This is a genomic window from Enterococcus sp. DIV0210g, assembly GCF_050559705.1.
Taxonomy (GTDB): domain Bacteria; phylum Bacillota; class Bacilli; order Lactobacillales; family Enterococcaceae; genus Enterococcus_B; species Enterococcus_B faecalis_A.
In genome coordinates this window covers 259,234-276,106 of the sequence record NZ_CP187903.1, presented here as the reverse complement: position 1 = coordinate 276,106, position 16,873 = coordinate 259,234, and the positions used below count along the sequence as shown (strand labels likewise).

The window sequence follows — 16,873 nt, the reverse complement described above, 5'->3', positions numbered from 1 at the left end:
GGATATAATATATATTTGATATTCAATTTGATTCATTTTATACTATTAAACACAGATAGTACTAAAAATAATTTATCGGAGGAATTCTTATATGTCTTGGATTAATGATATTTTTTCCATAAAAGCTATAAAAGATATTAACTATAGAAAAAAGCAAGATAAACAACGTGCTACAAATGATTTACAACTAACAATGTTAAGAAACAATATTGAAAGACATGAACTTGAAATAGATGAATATAGAAAAGAACAATTAGAACACGAAATAACTTATCGTTCTAAGGAATGGACTTTTCAAGATTATAATAATTTTTCTAGTTCTTATTTAAATGAAGCAAGAAGACTACTTGAAGATGGCGAAATAAGAAAACTAATACTTTTGATAAATGAATTATTTACTAGAAAAAGCATAGTAAATGGCACTTGGTATCCAGCAACAGCTATTACTGGTAACCAGAGTTATCTACACCCTGATATATTTAATATAAAAAAAGTATGCTATCATCTCCCCATCTTTCCCAGTGAATTTTTATCTAATGAAACTAGAACAAATTTAGAAAGATTAGGTTGGCATAAATTAGACTTTGAAACTAGAACAAATTTAGAAAAATTAGGTTGGAATAAATTAGACTTTGAATATGTAAACAAAATACTAATTGATATTTTATGTGAAGTAACAGCATTGTGTTCCATTGGTGAAGCGGAAAAATGGGATATGAATATATATATTAATGATCGTAGTCGTGTTGCTGATTATTATGAATGTGAATCAACTCCAAGAATTCGAAGTATAAAAGAAATTATGAAAAAACATGTGGAACTTTTTATAAATTGTGATGGGTTTTCTTATTCTACTATAAATAAGTCCGTTTTCGATAAAGTTAGTGAGTATCTTAAAAATAATTGTCCTGTACAAATAAATTATGATATATATAAATATAATAATTTAAATGGAGGAGAATTTGAATTAACTATTGACTATAAAGATATTATAAATAATATAGTTGAATACGCTTTACCAATAATTCGAGAAAAAAAGAATTCGTGGAGTGAATGGATAGAAAAAATTCATCTTATGCAAATGAAATATGAAGGTCCTTGGAATGGTTACGATCATATGAAAATTCTTGAAACTTTAACAAAGACATATTTCAATTTTAACATCTACGATCTTCAGGCTGTCTCTCACCACGAGGATGAAAATTTAAACTCTAAAATTAAACATAGACTAGAACATGAGAATTTAAGAAAACTGTTTCCTGAAAAAGTCTTCTTGCTAGAAATACAATTGGAAAAAGCCTTTCTTATAGAATTTATTGATACGCTCAAAATAGAAGGGGAATTCATAATATCTTTTCCGGAGTTAATAGAAACTTTAGAAAAAGAAGAAGAGGAAAAAGAATAAAAAATTCAGTTGGTAAAAAACGTGATACAAGTAATTCAATTAATTAAAACCATTGGTGCAAGCTAGTGGTTTCAGACTATAGACAAAGTACTGAGGTTTTAGTGCTTTGTCTTTTTTATCCGTTAAAATAAAAGCATAAATTTTAGGTATATCCAGATGTCTCAAAACAAGATATGAATAAACGCGCACAAATCCTTTGTCATTAAAAATAGTCCAATCTTCTACAGAGAAAATTGGACTTCATCGATAATATATTTGGATTTATATTTATTTCAGATAACTAATACTACCGGAAATACCATAGAATAACGTCAATATTTCCAGGTGTTCAGCTGTAAGTTTTAAAAATTTTATTTAAATGATTTGCTTTTTTACGATAGACATCAATTCAATATACTGCATCTTCTATCTTCAAATTTTGTGGATTCATTTGTTTTATTTTTTCATCAGTTTTAAATTCTTCAGTTTTTAATAACGATCGAACAACCATTTCATCCACCGTACCAAAGTAGCTTGGAAATAATAACGCTAGTAATCCTGATGCACCAGCTACACCAAATCCGTTGATTTGTGTAGCGTACATTAATCCCAACTTAGTATTAGGTAATTCAAAACTAAAAATTTCCTTTTGAATTTTACTTAACTCTGATAGATTATTTTTATGTTTTTCAAAATGTGATCTTGAAGTAGCTAATCTATTTTTTGCCGTATATTTCCAAACGAAATAACTATCGTATAAAAAATCATAAAAATCTTCTACTTCAAGTTGACTCACATAATCAATATTAATCCTCGATAATTTTGTTTCAATACAATTATCTCTACCGGTTTCTACCATAGCTTCTGTTAAAGCTTTTTTCCAAATTTCTTCATCTTCTGATTTGCCAAATTTCATTAATATTCATACTTACCTCCCAAAGAATGTATCTGAACTTCTATTCAATTAAATTTACATTTGTTTTCTCAAAATTTATTATACTATTCTCTGACTTCAGAATAAAATTATTTTTTATCTTTTCGTATTCACTGGCTTTTTCTTTTATATCTATTATTTGTCAAATTAAGCGAGACAAAACTTTCCATTTACGTAACTCAAAAAAACTTCTAATGGTGTTTGGTAATTTAGTGATTTTCTAGGGATATGGTTTCTTTTGGACGCAACGGATGAGATGAATCCTTGATTGACTTGGTTGAAGTCCATTTCTTTTGGTAGTCCATCTTTTCGGAGGAATCCGTTTGAATGTTCATTTAATCCCCGTTGGGAAGGCGTTCCTGGGTCTGCGAAATAAATATCAATATCATTCGTATTACTAATACTTTTCCAATTAGAGAATTCTTTTCCACAATCAAAGGTAATTGATTTGAAAAGATTTTTGGGTACGGATTGAAACCATTCATTAATCGAATTTTCAATATCAACTGCCTTACGGCCTTCTGGTTTCAAGGCGATAATGGCTTTTGAAAGTCGCTCAACGAGTGTGATGACGGCACTTTTATGGTGGATGCCGACAATCGTATCACCCTCTAAATGTCCAAATTCTTCTTCGAAAACGACATAATCTTTTTTACGTTCAGAAATATTTCTTTTGAATGCCTGTTTTCCACGTTTTTCCTTATAACCATTTGGTTTTCGTTTTCCTTGCATCGGTAAATGTAAAACATTGAATTCTCCCGTCTTAAACCGGCGATAGAGGGTACTTACTGAACAAGAGAAGGTTCGCTCTGCACGGCCAATAATGACGTCTGGGGTCCAACCTTCAGTTGATCTTTTTGCAATGTATTCTTTTTCCTCAGCAGGAAAAATGATTTCGGTTCTCCCACAACGTCGCTTATTTTCTTTGTATTGTTCAAAGTATTCAAGTGCTGTTCCACCACATTTGAGAAAGTTATAGACATTGTAAATTGTTTGGCGTCCACGTTTAAGCTGCTTCGCAGCGATAGCAACCGGAGTTTCTTGATGAAAATATGCTTCTATCATTACAAGCTCGTTTGGTGTAAGATGGGTATAAGTCATTTATGTTCACTCTCCTTGTATGCTTTAGCGGGTATTACAATTTGAGTGTAACATAAATGGCTTTTTTATTTGTCTCGCTTAATTATACAAACGGCGAAGCTAAAAAATTACTATGTCTTATTTCATTTTTAGATAGCTTAAGTATCTGAAATATATTTGTTTTCCCAGTCCATTTAGATAGTTTTTCTTCAATATCATCCATATCCTCCAATAGATTTTTTAAACACTTTTTTTCATCTATCATGTTTTTTCTCCTTGCCATTATTCTAACTAAAATTTTACGTATTTGTTTCTATGTCTACATTATCTTTTTAACAGTATCTATTTTTCTTTTGCAACTTACTTGGCTACCAAAGCAAATAAAAAAGTTATTTATAAATTTCTCCCTACCACTACCTATTGCTATTATTTAAAATAGGGATAATTTTTTCTCTTAAAAAATATCATTATTTGTGGTATGGAGCCCCTGCATTGATCCGAAACGCTCGGTAGATTTGCTCGACCAGGATCAAGCGCATCAATTGATGTGGATAAGTCATCTTGCCAAATGAGATTTGGGCATTGCTTCGTTTCATTACTGCGTCGCTTAGTCCCAGCGAACCGCCGATCACAAAGACAAGCTGGCTTTTTCCTTGGATACCAAGTTGTTCGATTTGTTTGGCAAAAGCTTCGCTGGTCGGATTTTTGCCATCGATGGCTAAGGCAAAAACATATTCCTCTTTGATTTTGCTTAAGATCCGTTCGCCTTCTTTTTCCTTGACTTGCAGCATTTGTGCTTCGCTTAAATTTTCAGGAGCTTTTTCGTCTGGTACCTCGATCAATTCGATTTTTGCATAAGCGCCCAGACGTTTTACATATTCTGCGATACCTTGGATCAAGTATTTTTCTTTTAGTTTTCCTACGCTGATTATTTTGATATTCATTTTTTGATTCCTTTCGTTTTTTCCATTTCCCTATTTTACCACGATTTTTCTTCTTATGTTTTTATCTTGTGTATAGTTATACCCAATTTTTCTCACAGACTTATACACATCATCCACAGACTTATCCACAAAACAGCACGTTATTAACCTTGATTTCTTAAGTATTTCATAAGCAAACATGTGTTTTTATAGATTTATCCACGTTATCAACAGTTTGTGGATAACTGTTTTATTTATTTTTCCCCAATTCTTTCCACGACTTTTAATCGCTTTCTGTGGAAAAATTTTTCATTCGAAAAAAATGAATTTTACCAACCTTTTTCATAAAAAGTTCACAGTCTAAAAGTAGACTAATTTTAGCAAATAACGCTATACTGAAATTACATAGTAAATGGACGGAGGAAACGTATATGGTTAGAAAAAATGTGACCCCAAGCTATCGAAAGAATAATCATTTTTGGCGCCGATTCGGCTTAGGACTTTTAGGAGGGATCGTTGGCGGATTATTGACAGTAGGAATCTTCTATGTAGCTGTCGGAACAAATAATGATTCTCCAACAAGCAGCGGGAATCAAAATACAAAAGGCGAAACAGTTGTGGATAATGTGAAAGTCGATGTAAATTCTGACATCACAGCGGCTGTCTCAAAAGTACAAGATGCGGTCGTATCTGTTATCAATCTTCAAAGCAATAAACAATCCAGCAATAGCTTCGGTGAACTTTTTGGTCAACAGCAAAACGAAAGTGAATCCAGCTCAGATGATGGAAGTCTAGAAGCTTATAGTGAAGGAAGCGGTGTGATTTATAAGAAAGACGGCGACACTGCTTATGTAGTAACAAATAACCACGTGGTCGAAGGTCAGGAAGGATTAGAAGTCCTAATGAAAGACGGCAGCAAAGTAACAGCTGAACTTGTCGGAACCGATTCTTATTCTGATTTGGCCGTTTTAAAAATCAAGTCAGATAAAGTCGACACCGTAGCTTCTTTTGGTGACTCAAGTGCATTGAAAGTCGGTGAACCGGCCATTGCGATTGGTTCTCCTCTTGGCTCAGAATATGCAAACTCTGTTACTTCAGGTATCGTCTCTTCTCTGAACCGCCAAGTGACAAGTACCAATGAATCAAATGAAACAGTCAATATCAATGCTATCCAAACAGATGCCGCAATCAATCCTGGGAATTCCGGTGGGCCTTTAGTAAATATCGAAGGTCAAGTAATCGGGATCAACTCCAGCAAAATCGCCAGCTCATCTGAATCTAGTTCAGATGTAAGTATCGAAGGTATGGGATTTGCAATTCCAAGTAACGATGTTGTCAATGTGATCAATCAACTTGAAAAAGATGGCAAAGTCTCACGCCCTGCATTAGGTATCACGATGGTCGACTTATCTTCTGTTTCAACCCAGCAGCAAGAACAAGTCTTGAAAATCCCATCTTCTGTAACAAATGGCGTGATCGTGACATCTGTTCAATCTGCGACACCTGCTGAAAAAGCAGGCTTGAAACAATATGATGTAATCACAAAAATCGATGATACAGAAGTTTCTTCTGGCATTGAATTACAAGCCGCATTGTTCAAAAAACAAGTCGGCGACAGTGTGAAAATCACTTATTACGATGAATCAGAAGAAAAAACAGTCACTGTGGATTTGACAATCGATCAATCTGCTTTGAAGCAAAATAGTACGACGAATGGAAATCAATAAAAAAGGTTGTGAAAGAACCGTTCAGCTCTGAGCAATAACGAAAAAAAATAAAAAATAGCTTCTCATATTTTATATTTTTGTGAGTTATTGCCGAAGAGCTGGTTCTTGAACACCGTGGATAGAGGTCGTGAACTCAGCGTTATGACTTGAGTATTAAAGAGAAAAACCGTGAAACAGTACCTTATGTTTTGCGGTTTTTTGAGTTAATACCGAAAGTTAGCTGAGTGAACACTATTTAAAGAGGTGGTAAAAAAGCTTTCCAGCCTCAAGCTTTAACCTCCTTTTTCCTCGAAAAAACAAACCCCCCAACGTTTCAAACGTTGGGGGTTCTTTATTATTTGTCTACTGCAAATGCTTCGCCGACTTCTGAATCAAAAGGTAATTCTAAAATCCCTTTTTTCTCCGGCGCATTTGGTAAATGAAGTTCTTTTGCAGAGCAGATCATGCCATAGCTTTCTACACCGCGCAAGTTACCTGGCCAGATCATTAGTCCGTCCGGCATCATTGCTCCAGGTTTTGCTACTACGACTTTCAGACCTGCTTTGATATTTGGTGCCCCGCAAACGATTTGCAGGATCTCACCGTTTCCTACGTCTGTCTGTGTGATCGACAAATGATCTGAATCCGGATGTTTCTTGCAGCTTTTCACAAAGCCGACAACGATTTTTGGTTCATGGTCTGGTTCTAACGTTTCCTTGAAACCAGCATCTTTGATCAATTGATTTAATTTTTCGATTTGTTCATCTGTTAGTTCTACTTGGCCATTTCCTTCAATTGTCAAATGTTCTGAAATGTGGAAAAAGTTCCAAGCAACGATTTGGCCTTCTGCGTCTTTGACTTGCGCTACGTTCCATTTTCGTTCTACAGTATTTTCAGTTCCTTTATCATCTGCCGCAACGACCATCAATGTGTCCCCGACATGTGCTTTGTTATAAGCAAAAATCATTGTCTTTACCTCCAATATTACTTGCTGACAACTCATCTTAACAAAAAAATAGAGAAAATGCATGCCATTTTTCATTTGACATAAAGAGATCCAATCAAATAGAAAAAGCTTAGGACAGTATCCTGTCCTAAGCTTGGCGCTTTTGCCGTTTTCTATTTACAAAAAATCTTATTCTTCTTCGTTTTCTGGTACTCCTCTGACGATCAAGACATCACAAGGTGCTTGACGGATAACATAGCTTGCTACGCTTCCTGTCATGAAGCGTTCAACAGCATTCAATCCTGATTGACCGACCATCACTAGATCGATTCCATATTTTTCTGGCAGATTGACAGCCATTGCTTCTTTGGCAGAACCGTAAGCTACGACTCCTTCGATATCGGTGAAATCTACAGAGGCGCCATATTTTTTACAGTCTTCGATAAGTTCTTTAGCAGTTTCGGTTTCTTGATCAATCAAACTCTGATCCATTGGGGTATACCCCATAAAATTGTAAAATTGCTGGTCAATGACATTTGCCGCATAAACTTTTCCGTTGTTTCTGCGGGCAACTTCTACCGCTTTTTTAAAGGCATCAGCTGCTTGTTTGCTTCCATCGATCCCTACTAAAATATTCTTATACTCTTGATCCATCTTGCTTCCTCCTAACAGGTCTCAGTCTACATGAACGCTTTTTAAAAAGTCTTCGATTTCTTGTTTTGTTTTGCGGTTTTTGTTCACTAGACGACCTAATTCTTTGCCATCTTCAATCACAACAAAACTTGGGATACCGAAAATGCTCCATTCAGCAGCCACGTCGATATATTTGTCACGGTCTACTTCAATAAAGTTCCAGTTTGGAAAGTCTTTTTCAATCTCCGGCATTTGTGGTTTGATAAAATTACAATCGCCGCACCAGCCTGCTGTGAAGAAAAAGATGTTTTTCCCTTTTTCAACGTAACTTGCTAGTTCTTCTAAATTTTTTGGAATGATCATTGCTTGATTTCCCTGCTTTCTATGGCTTTCTCACTTAAATTATACACCTTTCTTGCTTACTGACCAACAATTTAAGAGTCTCAGTTTTTCTAAAAAGAAAAAAGGAGCTCGCCAGCAAATGCTGCAGCTCCTCTCTCTTTTATTTTCCGTAAACAATCGTGTTAACTGTTGATTTGTCTAGCCCTTTTAATGTTTGGATCAGCATTTCTCGTGCTGCTTCAAAATCTCGGATACTAAACATTGTTTGATGGGTATGGATATAACGACCAACGACACCAATAACTGTACTTGGGATACCTTCGTTTTGTGTATGGGCAGCTCCAGCATCTGTTCCGCCTTTTGAAACAAAATATTGGTAAGGGATATTGTTTGTTTCTGCAATATCCAGCAAGTATTCACGTAAACGCGGAAGCATGATCAAGCCGGGATCTTGGATACGCATCAATGTTCCTTCTCCTAGGTGGCCGAATGTTCCTTTTTTCGTTACTGTATCATCTGCTGCAGAGCAGTCTACGGCAAAGAAAAGATCTGGTTTGAATTTATTGACAGAGACTTTTGATCCGCGCAAACCAACTTCTTCTTGTACATTTGCACCAGCGATCAATGTATGTCCTAATTTTTCATTTTGCAAAGCTTCCAATGCTTCTAAGACCATTGTACAGCCATAACGGTTATCCCATGATTTGCTGATGATGTTTTTGCCGTTCGCTGTTTTCACTGTTTCAGCAAAAGGAACGATCGTATCGCCTGGCAATACACCAAAGCTGATTGCTTCTTCGCGAGATTCAAACCCAGCATCGAACAAGATATCTGTTACTTCTACTGATTTTTGTCCGCTTGTTCCGCGCAATAAATGAGGCGGTACAGATGAAGAGATGCAAGGATAGTTTTTGCCGGAAGCTGTTTTTAGAGTATAGCGTTGTGCAGAGACAACATACGGATTCCAGCCGCCTAAAGGTACAACTTTGAATAAACCATTGTCTTGGATCTGTGTTAGCATAAAGCCCACTTCGTCCATGTGAGCCGCAACCATTACGCGTGGAGCATCTTCTGCTTCATGATGGCGCAAGCCGAAAATGCCACCAAGTCCATCTGCTTGCAGTTCATCCACAAGAGGTTCCATGCGACTTTCCATGTAATCGCGAATGTCTTGCTCAAATCCGCTTGTTCCTTGTAATTCTGTTAATTCTTTGATTCGTTGAAATGTTTTTTCTTCCATATGCAGCTGTCTGAAATTCAGACGTCACTCCTCTCAAAAGTTAAAATTCAACCTATCTTTTCTTCTATAATAAGTCAATCGTACTTATTATAACGCATTTTTTTACTTCCTGGATATTTATTTCCAAGAAAACCTTTGGAGTATGTTAGAATATTAGTGAAGAAAATATACGTGCGAAGGAGGAATCGTCGATGTATGAAGAAAGCGAATTGAATTATTTTAAAGGCGGCCTTGCTTTAGGAATGGGCGTTGGGCTTTTAAGCGGTATCGCTTCGGCCATCTGGTATCATCGCAAAAAAACGCTTGATGCAGATCAAGTATTGACACATATAAAAAACGCATTTTTAAAAGAAGGTCCTATCGAAGGTTCTTGGATTTCATTTGAAAAAGAGCCTGTGCGCAAATTCGCTGTCCACTCAAAAGGATTCCGAGGCGGTATTTCAAGAATGGAAGATGGCGAATTGGTTCGCTATGAATTTTTAGCAGATGCTTATACTGGCAGTGTTTTAGAGATCGTCCGCAAAAAAGACAGCCTTGTATAGATTTCGAGTTTTTTGACTAACAGACTAAATAACACAAAAAAGTTCCTAAAACCACACGCTGGTTCGTGTATGGTTTTAGGAACTTTTATTTTTCATAACCTCGTTATTATTTTTTCCGTGTTAGGCTTTTCGCATGTTTTTCACCAGATTATAAATACTGACAGCCGCAATAACCACTAGACAAAAACCAGTAAGATAGATGATCAATGGGTATTTTCCATCCCAGCCGCTTGCAGATGTATGTTTTACTAAAATACCGCTGTAAGACCACAAAGCAGTTACTCCATAGGCTGTATTATTGTTTCTAAGCGTTGTTGCGCAAATAATCAGCAACCCAACTAAAAGAATAATAATCATCCAGATTTCTTGGTGATCGTTAAACAATGATATTTTTTTGTCAACAATGCTTGCTGTAATATCAGCGATCGTTGCAACTGTGATCCAACTGAAATAAATACTGAACGGCAATCGGATCAACCAATAATCTTTACCTGAATGAATCGATGTCAGCAAATGATTGACATAAATCAAGGAAAGAAGCAGCACTAACATGATAGCAACAGATAAATCTACTTTGAAATATTGCCATGCAATCAGCCACGCACCGTTGCAAAGTGATGAAATGATAAATGCTATACTGATCCTGTTGTTTGTTTGCTGATCTCTCAAAGCAGAATTCCGATCTCTCACAACCCATTGATAAACGACAAATGCTGCTAAAAGTACATAAATCACAGACCAGATCATAAAAGTAAAACCAGCCGGAGCAAATAGATTAGCATAATAATCTGAAACTTCCTGTGTCGTCACGCCGTTCACTGGCAGCAACACAGCGGCGGCATTTGCAGCGACCATGATTAGATACGAAATCGTAACGATCCATTTTCTCCCTATATGTTTATTTTTTTCCATTTTTATCCTCTCCTTCAAAATTTATTCCTCATTTTTACTTTACCATCTTCGGCCTTTTCTGGATAATAATAAGAAAACGGCATTTATTTATTGCCAAAAACTATCCCCAAGTCTAGCTTTTCCTATAGAAATAACGTATTCTTAAATTAATGTTTAATGATGAAGGAGTGTAGAAATGACGCAACAAGAAAAAATCGCTGTGTTGATTCCTTGCTACAATGAAGAAGCAACTATCTCGAAAGTCATTTCCGACTTTCAACGAGAATTACCACAAGCAGATATTTATGTCTATGACAATAACTCAACTGATAAAACTTATGAACTGGCTATTCAAGGAGGCGCCATCGTAAAAAAAGAGCCGCGCCAAGGAAAAGGAAACGTTATTCGTCAAATGTTTTTTGACATTGAAGCAGATTATTATTTGATGGTAGATGGTGATGATACTTATCCTGCCGAATATGTTCACGAATTACTGAAACGACTACGTTCAGGCGAAGCAGATATGGTAATCGGGGATCGTTTGTCAAATGGGACTTATTTTGAAGAAAACAAGCGACCTTTCCATGATTTTGGAAACAATCTAGTGAAAAATTCAATTACTAGACTGTATAAAACTAAAATCCGCGATGTTATGACCGGCTATCGTGGATTCAATCGTATTTTCGTTAAAAGTTTTCCTGTTATGAGTACAGGTTTCCAAATTGAAACAGAATTTACGATTCACGCCTTAGACAAGAAATTCAAATTAGTCGAAGTCCCAATCGACTATCGCGATCGTCCAGAAGGCAGCGAATCAAAATTGAATACTTTTTCTGATGGTTTCAAAGTTATTATGATGATCATCAAAATGTTCAAAGATTATAAACCATTATTTTTCTTTGGGATTTGGACCATCTTTTTCTTAGTATTAGGTTTGTTATTTGGCATTCCAGTTATCCGTGAATTTATGCTGACTGGTTTGATCAGCAAAATCCCTTCTGCCATTCTAAGTACTGGTTTAATGACATTATCTTCCCTTTCCCTCGTTACGGGTTTGATTTTGGATACCGTGGTAACAAACACAAAAAAGGAATATGAATTGAATTTGTATCATGTTTATAATGAAGCGAAAACAGTAATTATTACAAAAGAAGAAGAAACTCAGTTATCTGAAAAGTAAAATTTGAATAAAGTTTGATATTTATAACAATTTATTTTCAAAAAAAGAAGAAGACCAAAATCTCGGTCTTCTTCTTTTTGTTTATTCAACAAGCTTACTTCGCCAAACGGTAAATCGCATCCGCATAGATAGCTGTTGCACGGAACAGATCGTCTAAGTTCATAAATTCATTTGCTTGGTGCATTGTGTCTGTGTATCCTGGGAACATCGCACCGTAAGCTACGCCTCGTTTCAGCAAACGTCCGTAAGTTCCGCCGCCGATGATTTGTTCGTAGCCTTTTTCACCTGTATGATCTTCGTAAACTTGCAGCAATGTTGCTACCAAAGGATCATCGATTGGTACATAATGAGGTGCCATGTTGCGTGGTCCGCGAGAGATTGCAGAAGCATCTAACCCGATTGTTTCAGCAATTTCTTTTTCTAGATCATCCGCAGTCACACCTTTTGGATAACGGAAGTTCATATTGATGAAGTTTTCTGTTTTTTCAGTGCCTGCTTCAAAAGCGAATAAACCAGCATTCATTGTTAGTTTGCCCATTTTTTCGTCTTCATGTGCCGCTCCGATTTTTTCACCGTAGAAATCTTCATGGATATATGCAGCTGATGTGTGGATAAATTCTTTTGCTCCGCCGCCAAAACCGTAGTTGTCTAGGAAAAGAGCTAAGAATGAACCAGCATTGATTCCTGATTGAGGGCTTGCGCCATGTGCACCTTTACCTGTTACATCGATTTTTACGACATTATTTTCAGCTTCAAACATACCGCTGATTGGATGCTCTTCAACAAATGCTAGGAAAGCTTTTTCCATTGCAGCTGCTTCATCGATCGTTGGTACAGTGAATGCTGCACTTGCTGTTCCTGGAACCATGTTTTCTCTCAACCCTGATTTGAATGATTCAAGGACGTAATCGCCTTCGTTGCTTCCGTCAAAGTGAAGTTTAAGAGAAACGTTTCCTTTTTCTCCATTGATGATCGGGAATTCCGCATCTGGAGAGAAACCGAAGTCTGGTTCTTCTTCATGTTCAAAGTAGTAAGCCATGTCGCCCCAGCCGCTTTCTTCGTCACTACCTACGACAAAACGAACTTTTTTAGACAATTCTAAGTCTAAATCTTTGATGATTTTCATTGCGTAATACGCAGCCATACTTGGGCCTTTGTCATCACTTGAACCGCGGGCATAGATTTTGCCGTCTTTGATAACTGGTTCATAAGGATCTGTATCCCAGCCGTCTCCAGCAGGTACGACATCCATGTGCCCAAAGATCCCTAATGTTTCGTCACCTTCACCCATGTCGATATGTCCAGCGTAGTTATCCACGTTTTTCACGACAAAACCATCGCGCTCACCATATGCAAGCATGTGTTTCAGCGCGTCACGGGGACCAGGTCCAAATGGCGCATCTGGCGTCACTTGTGAATCATCACGCTCACTTTTCACACGTAAAAGATTTTTCAAGTCTTCCAACAAGTCATCTTTGCGCGCTTCTACTTCTTTTTGCCAATCGATTGTCATAAAAATATTCCTCCACTTCTTAAGAAACCGTTTTGTTTTTCAGAAAGTATTTGTTTCGAAAAAAACTGATACAAATTGAAAAAGTGAAACGATTCTGACTATTATTGTTTCATGATACCACAAAAAAGCAAAAAAAATAGGTGAAAAAAGGTTCAGGAAACCATAGTTATTTACAGCTGGGGAGAAATTTCTGCGTTATAATGAAAAAAAGGAGGTATTTTATGGAATTGACTGATAAAATCTTAACAGAAGTCATCACACCACGCCCCCAAGAATCCCACAAAGGAACATTTGGACGTGTGGTTTTGATCGGCGGCAATGCGCAATACGGCGGAGCCATCATGATGAGTGCCTTGGCAGCTGTATCCAGTGGAGCAGGATTGACGACCGTTTTGACCGATCCGAAAAACCATACACCTCTTCACACGCTGCTCCCTGAAGCAATGGTTCTGGATTGGCACGCAACGGAAGAAATAACGGATGTGCTTGATTCATCAGATGTTCTTTTGATTGGACCTGGAATGGGCACTTCACAAGAAAGTCAGGAATTGTTGAAAACTATTTTAGGCAAGCAAAAGCCGGAACAATGGCTAGTAGTCGATGGATCTGCTTTAACGCTTTTAGCTAAAGCCAATATCAAGCTTTCTTACCCAGAAAAAACAGTACTGACACCACATCAGATGGAATGGCAGCGTCTAAGTAAAATCCCAGTTGCGCAACAGCAGCCTGAACAAAATAAAGCTGTTCAGAAAAAGATTGGTGCAACTGTTGTTTTGAAAAGCCATCGAACAACGATTTACGGGCAGCAAGAAATCTACGAAAATACAGTTGGTTCTCCTGCTATGGCAACAGGCGGCATGGGTGACACACTTGCCGGCATCATCACTGGATTTCTAGCGCAATTTCCAAAAACGGATCAAACGATTGCAGCTGCCGTCTACCTCCACAGTTTGATTGGCGATGAATTAGCCAAAGAGAATTATGTTGTACTTCCTACTGCTATAAGTGCGGAATTACCGCGTTATATGAAAAGATTTTGTGCAAAAAACGAACAGAAATGAGGAAACAAAATGGAACGCTTTGACGGTTATGTACGTCAGCCTTTTTACTATGAAACAGATCAGATGGGAATCATCCACCACAGCAACTATATCCGCTGGTTTGAAGAAGCTCGGGTTGCCCTGTTAGAACATCTGGATTACAGCTACCTGAAAATCGAAGAAAATGGTGTCATCATTCCTGTACTCGAAGTCAGCTGCCAATATAAAGAAATGATTCGTTATGGGGAAACCGTGAGGATCATTCCTAAGATCGCAAAATATACAGGAACACGCTTAGATTTTTCTTATGAGATCCGTGATACTTCTGGAGAAAAACTGCTGACCACTGGTACAAGCAAACATTGCTTTCTTTCAAAAGAAACGCAGCGCTTAGTTAAACTAGGAAAAGTTATCCCAGCATTAGACGAGATTTTTCATGGATATGCTGCTTTAGAAGAACAGAAATAAAAAAATACGGGCGCATAAAAAATGCGCCCGTATTTTTAGTTTTCACTAAAACACTTCATCCATAAATCTGCCTTGGTTTCTTTCTTCAACAATTCTGGTCTCTTTTTTATCCAACTGTTTCTTACGCAGCTCCGCCATCTTGCTTGAGTCAAAATTCTGATAAGATTTGATAACGATCATTTTTTGCATACGTCGTTCTTGTACCTCTTCTTCTGTTAATTCGAAAAACCCCGCGATCTTCTCACAGGTAACGGAACTAGCCTCTTTCTTTTTCTTTCGATAGATTGCTCGTGCATTGACCCATAAGAAAAAGAAAATATACAGCAAAACTGCTCCGAAGAATCCCAAGCTCATCCCAAACCAGCCAATTTGAAGATAGATCACTCGGAAAAATTCCGGTACAAAGTGTCTAAAGTGATAAATGACTGAAACGACGACGAAAAGGATAAAAAATAAAATCAGCAGCCAAAAGAAAACTGTCACAAAACATTCGATACATCGTCTGACTTTCGACACCTTAGTCTCAACAACTAAATCTCCTCTTTTATGTTTATCCCTCTGTCTGGACTGTTCCATACAGCTTGACCTCCTTTGATTGTTCGAATAATCGCTTTTGGCAAAGCAGCAATACTTGTCAGCGGGTTGATCAGCCAATATAAAAATGGATACCATCCGGCCCAAAAAATATAGCGAAAAGCGGTTTTATCGTATTGTCTCATTACAACTAAAGAAATAAAGAATTGGAACAAACAAGTGATAACCAATAAAGAACCAAGGATGATCGAAATTTGATTAGGCGTGCCTGCTGCGATCCAATCATAAACAAATAAAAAAGCGACACATACCATAATACACACCAAATCAAACTAGTGATTTGTTCTAAAATAAGCGGTAATAATCCCCAATTTTTAGGAGAAGTAATAATGTCGAGATGGCGAATAAGCACCTCTATCCCACCTTGAGCCCAACGTACACGCTGATTCCATAAACCTCTGATCGTTTCTGGTACAAGCATCCAGCACAATGCTTCAGGCGCATATCTTACTTCCCAGCCTGCACGTTGCAGCTGCCAAGTAATTGATATATCTTCAGTAATCATATCTTGATCCCACCAGCCAACATCTAACAATGCTTGTTTTCTAAACATCACGCAGACTCCGGAAACGGTGTTCAATTTTCCATAAACACTTTGCGCACGTTTTGTCAGACTCACAATACTTGCATACTCCGCTAATTGGATTTTTGCCAGCAAAGTTGACCGATTACGCACGATTGGCTGCCCAGTTACTGCACCTACGCTCATTCCTTGCTCGCCGTCAAAATACGCAGTCATTTTTTCAATGCTTCCTCTTTCAAGAAAAGAATCAGCATCGACTACTAACAATAACTCTCCATTTGCGGCAATTGCTCCTTGCGTCAGCGCATGTGCTTTCCCCATGTTCTGCTCGATTTTGATTACGTTCAAATGCGGATATTTCCCGCTTGCTAAAGCTGCTTCTAACAAAATGCCCGTTTTATCTTTGGAACCGTCATCAATAAATATGAATTCTACATTTGGGTAAGTCGTTTCCCGTTCCAGCATCTCAATTGTTTCTATCACTGTCTCTTCTTCGTTATAACAGGGGACAAGAATGGAGACTAGACGTTTTTTATCAGGAAAATACTGCTTTATTTCTTTTTCATGTTTTCTTCTTGTCCAATGAAAATTCAATCCTTCCATCGTGACTAAAATACTCATGAAAAAAGGATAGAAAAACACGAGATTCAAAATAAATTCTACATCCACTTTCATTTCAATCTTCCTTTTCTATTTTTTGTTTATATTCTCTAAAAAGTTGGTGAAACTTTTATAGATCCTACTTATTTTAGAAAAAAACAAACATTTTCAGAAAATGAAAACGACCAAAATAAACAATTTCATAATAAAAAAAGCGATATTCAAAGTCAATTGAAAATCCTAACTTAAAAAAATTTTTCTCTAATCCTATGTATATACAAATTTTTTTATAATAATTTTCAAAAAAAGCGCAAAGAGATGCCTTTGCGGCGAT

The 16,873-nt window shown here is 37.0% G+C and carries 18 protein-coding genes; 6 read left to right on the top strand and 12 right to left on the bottom strand.

Annotated elements, in window-relative coordinates; genetic code table 11:
- The first annotated feature begins 91 nt into the window (after window positions 1-91).
- Window positions 92-1,405, top strand: coding sequence for a hypothetical protein (locus IGI64_RS01370; RefSeq protein ID WP_260318611.1), 1,314 nt, complete (start codon window positions 92-94; stop codon window positions 1,403-1,405).
- A gap of 388 nt (window positions 1,406-1,793) precedes the next feature.
- Here IGI64_RS01370 and IGI64_RS01365 read toward each other — a convergent pair whose 3' ends face one another.
- From IGI64_RS01365 to rlmH, 4 genes are all read right to left on the bottom strand, one after another.
- Complete coding sequence (locus IGI64_RS01365) at window positions 1,794-2,300, bottom strand: hypothetical protein (protein ID WP_094940919.1); 507 nt, start codon at window positions 2,298-2,300, stop codon at window positions 1,794-1,796.
- Window positions 2,301-2,465: 165 nt separating this feature from the next.
- Window positions 2,466-3,419, bottom strand: coding sequence for an IS30 family transposase (locus IGI64_RS01360; protein WP_100970591.1), 954 nt, complete (start codon window positions 3,417-3,419; stop codon window positions 2,466-2,468).
- An 82-nt stretch (window positions 3,420-3,501) separates the two neighbouring features.
- Window positions 3,502-3,663 (bottom strand): hypothetical protein, encoded by a 162-nt coding sequence (locus tag IGI64_RS01355; protein WP_010726126.1) that lies wholly within the window; start codon window positions 3,661-3,663, stop codon window positions 3,502-3,504.
- A 202-nt stretch (window positions 3,664-3,865) separates the two neighbouring features.
- On the bottom strand, window positions 3,866-4,342 hold the full coding sequence (gene rlmH / locus IGI64_RS01350; protein ID WP_016623611.1) for a 23S rRNA (pseudouridine(1915)-N(3))-methyltransferase RlmH: 477 nt from the start codon (window positions 4,340-4,342) through the stop codon (window positions 3,866-3,868).
- Window positions 4,343-4,752: 410 nt separating this feature from the next.
- Here rlmH and IGI64_RS01345 point away from each other — a divergent pair, with 410 nt between their 5' ends.
- On the top strand, window positions 4,753-6,048 hold the full coding sequence (locus tag IGI64_RS01345; RefSeq protein ID WP_429939233.1) for a S1C family serine protease: 1,296 nt from the start codon (window positions 4,753-4,755) through the stop codon (window positions 6,046-6,048).
- A gap of 334 nt (window positions 6,049-6,382) precedes the next feature.
- Here the strand turns inward: IGI64_RS01345 and ytpR are convergent, their stop codons facing one another.
- The 4 genes from ytpR to pepA form a co-directional block, all read right to left on the bottom strand.
- Entirely contained in the window at window positions 6,383-6,994 is a 612-nt protein-coding gene (gene ytpR, locus IGI64_RS01340) for a YtpR family tRNA-binding protein (protein ID WP_429939232.1), read from the bottom strand.
- Between the two features lie 168 nt (window positions 6,995-7,162).
- Window positions 7,163-7,627 carry a universal stress protein gene (locus IGI64_RS01335; RefSeq protein WP_016623615.1) on the bottom strand — a complete coding sequence of 155 codons (465 nt, stop codon included), beginning with the start codon at window positions 7,625-7,627 and terminating at the stop codon, window positions 7,163-7,165.
- A gap of 21 nt (window positions 7,628-7,648) precedes the next feature.
- The gene (locus IGI64_RS01330; RefSeq protein ID WP_016623616.1) at window positions 7,649-7,969 is read right to left on the bottom strand and encodes a thioredoxin family protein; all 321 of its coding nucleotides are present in this window, start codon (window positions 7,967-7,969) and stop codon (window positions 7,649-7,651) included.
- A gap of 139 nt (window positions 7,970-8,108) precedes the next feature.
- Window positions 8,109-9,188 carry a glutamyl aminopeptidase gene (gene pepA, locus IGI64_RS01325; protein ID WP_016623617.1) on the bottom strand — a complete coding sequence of 360 codons (1,080 nt, stop codon included), beginning with the start codon at window positions 9,186-9,188 and terminating at the stop codon, window positions 8,109-8,111.
- Window positions 9,189-9,379: 191 nt separating this feature from the next.
- On the opposite strand from pepA, the gene IGI64_RS01320 reads away from it, so the two are divergent.
- The gene (locus tag IGI64_RS01320) at window positions 9,380-9,730 is read left to right on the top strand and encodes a peptidase (protein WP_429939231.1); all 351 of its coding nucleotides are present in this window, start codon (window positions 9,380-9,382) and stop codon (window positions 9,728-9,730) included.
- A 120-nt stretch (window positions 9,731-9,850) separates the two neighbouring features.
- On the opposite strand, the gene IGI64_RS01315 is transcribed toward IGI64_RS01320, so the two are convergent.
- Window positions 9,851-10,642 (bottom strand): tryptophan-rich sensory protein, encoded by a 792-nt coding sequence (locus IGI64_RS01315; RefSeq protein WP_429939230.1) that lies wholly within the window; start codon window positions 10,640-10,642, stop codon window positions 9,851-9,853.
- 175 nt (window positions 10,643-10,817) lie between these two features.
- Between IGI64_RS01315 and IGI64_RS01310 the strand changes: the two genes are divergently transcribed.
- Entirely contained in the window at window positions 10,818-11,801 is a 984-nt protein-coding gene (locus tag IGI64_RS01310; protein WP_429939229.1) for a glycosyltransferase family 2 protein, read from the top strand.
- A gap of 94 nt (window positions 11,802-11,895) precedes the next feature.
- Here IGI64_RS01310 and pepV read toward each other — a convergent pair whose 3' ends face one another.
- Entirely contained in the window at window positions 11,896-13,314 is a 1,419-nt protein-coding gene (gene pepV, locus IGI64_RS01305; protein WP_429939228.1) for a dipeptidase PepV, read from the bottom strand.
- A 221-nt stretch (window positions 13,315-13,535) separates the two neighbouring features.
- Between pepV and IGI64_RS01300 the strand changes: the two genes are divergently transcribed.
- Together IGI64_RS01300 and IGI64_RS01295 are read left to right on the top strand one after the other, a co-directional pair.
- Window positions 13,536-14,375 (top strand): NAD(P)H-hydrate dehydratase, encoded by an 840-nt coding sequence (locus tag IGI64_RS01300; protein ID WP_429939227.1) that lies wholly within the window; start codon window positions 13,536-13,538, stop codon window positions 14,373-14,375.
- Window positions 14,376-14,384: 9 nt separating this feature from the next.
- Window positions 14,385-14,822, top strand: a complete 438-nt coding sequence (locus tag IGI64_RS01295; RefSeq protein WP_016623625.1) for an acyl-CoA thioesterase — start codon at window positions 14,385-14,387, stop codon at window positions 14,820-14,822.
- Between the two features lie 45 nt (window positions 14,823-14,867).
- On the opposite strand, the gene IGI64_RS01290 is transcribed toward IGI64_RS01295, so the two are convergent.
- On the bottom strand, window positions 14,868-15,398 hold the full coding sequence (locus IGI64_RS01290) for a hypothetical protein (RefSeq protein WP_429939226.1): 531 nt from the start codon (window positions 15,396-15,398) through the stop codon (window positions 14,868-14,870).
- Window positions 15,399-15,546: 148 nt separating this feature from the next.
- On the bottom strand, window positions 15,547-16,614 hold the full coding sequence (locus tag IGI64_RS01285; RefSeq protein WP_429939225.1) for a glycosyltransferase: 1,068 nt from the start codon (window positions 16,612-16,614) through the stop codon (window positions 15,547-15,549).
- Between the last annotated feature and the right edge of the window lie 259 nt (window positions 16,615-16,873).

Coding starts and splice junctions, on each gene's coding strand:
- rlmH (WP_016623611.1), bottom strand. CDS start 4,342: ATGAATATCAAAATAATCAGCGTAGGAAAACTAAAAGAAAAATACTTG.
- IGI64_RS01370 (WP_260318611.1), top strand. CDS start 92: ATGTCTTGGATTAATGATATTTTTTCCATAAAAGCTATAAAAGATATT.
- IGI64_RS01345 (WP_429939233.1), top strand. CDS start 4,753: ATGGTTAGAAAAAATGTGACCCCAAGCTATCGAAAGAATAATCATTTT.
- IGI64_RS01315 (WP_429939230.1), bottom strand. CDS start 10,642: ATGGAAAAAAATAAACATATAGGGAGAAAATGGATCGTTACGATTTCG.
- ytpR (WP_429939232.1), bottom strand. CDS start 6,994: ATGATTTTTGCTTATAACAAAGCACATGTCGGGGACACATTGATGGTC.
- IGI64_RS01360 (WP_100970591.1), bottom strand. CDS start 3,419: ATGACTTATACCCATCTTACACCAAACGAGCTTGTAATGATAGAAGCA.
- IGI64_RS01320 (WP_429939231.1), top strand. CDS start 9,380: ATGTATGAAGAAAGCGAATTGAATTATTTTAAAGGCGGCCTTGCTTTA.
- IGI64_RS01335 (WP_016623615.1), bottom strand. CDS start 7,627: ATGGATCAAGAGTATAAGAATATTTTAGTAGGGATCGATGGAAGCAAA.
- IGI64_RS01300 (WP_429939227.1), top strand. CDS start 13,536: ATGGAATTGACTGATAAAATCTTAACAGAAGTCATCACACCACGCCCC.
- IGI64_RS01310 (WP_429939229.1), top strand. CDS start 10,818: ATGACGCAACAAGAAAAAATCGCTGTGTTGATTCCTTGCTACAATGAA.
- IGI64_RS01295 (WP_016623625.1), top strand. CDS start 14,385: ATGGAACGCTTTGACGGTTATGTACGTCAGCCTTTTTACTATGAAACA.
- IGI64_RS01285 (WP_429939225.1), bottom strand. CDS start 16,614: ATGAAAGTGGATGTAGAATTTATTTTGAATCTCGTGTTTTTCTATCCT.
- pepA (WP_016623617.1), bottom strand. CDS start 9,188: ATGGAAGAAAAAACATTTCAACGAATCAAAGAATTAACAGAATTACAA.
- pepV (WP_429939228.1), bottom strand. CDS start 13,314: ATGACAATCGATTGGCAAAAAGAAGTAGAAGCGCGCAAAGATGACTTG.
- IGI64_RS01365 (WP_094940919.1), bottom strand. CDS start 2,300: ATGAAATTTGGCAAATCAGAAGATGAAGAAATTTGGAAAAAAGCTTTA.
- IGI64_RS01355 (WP_010726126.1), bottom strand. CDS start 3,663: ATGATAGATGAAAAAAAGTGTTTAAAAAATCTATTGGAGGATATGGAT.
- IGI64_RS01330 (WP_016623616.1), bottom strand. CDS start 7,969: ATGATCATTCCAAAAAATTTAGAAGAACTAGCAAGTTACGTTGAAAAA.
- IGI64_RS01290 (WP_429939226.1), bottom strand. CDS start 15,398: ATGGAACAGTCCAGACAGAGGGATAAACATAAAAGAGGAGATTTAGTT.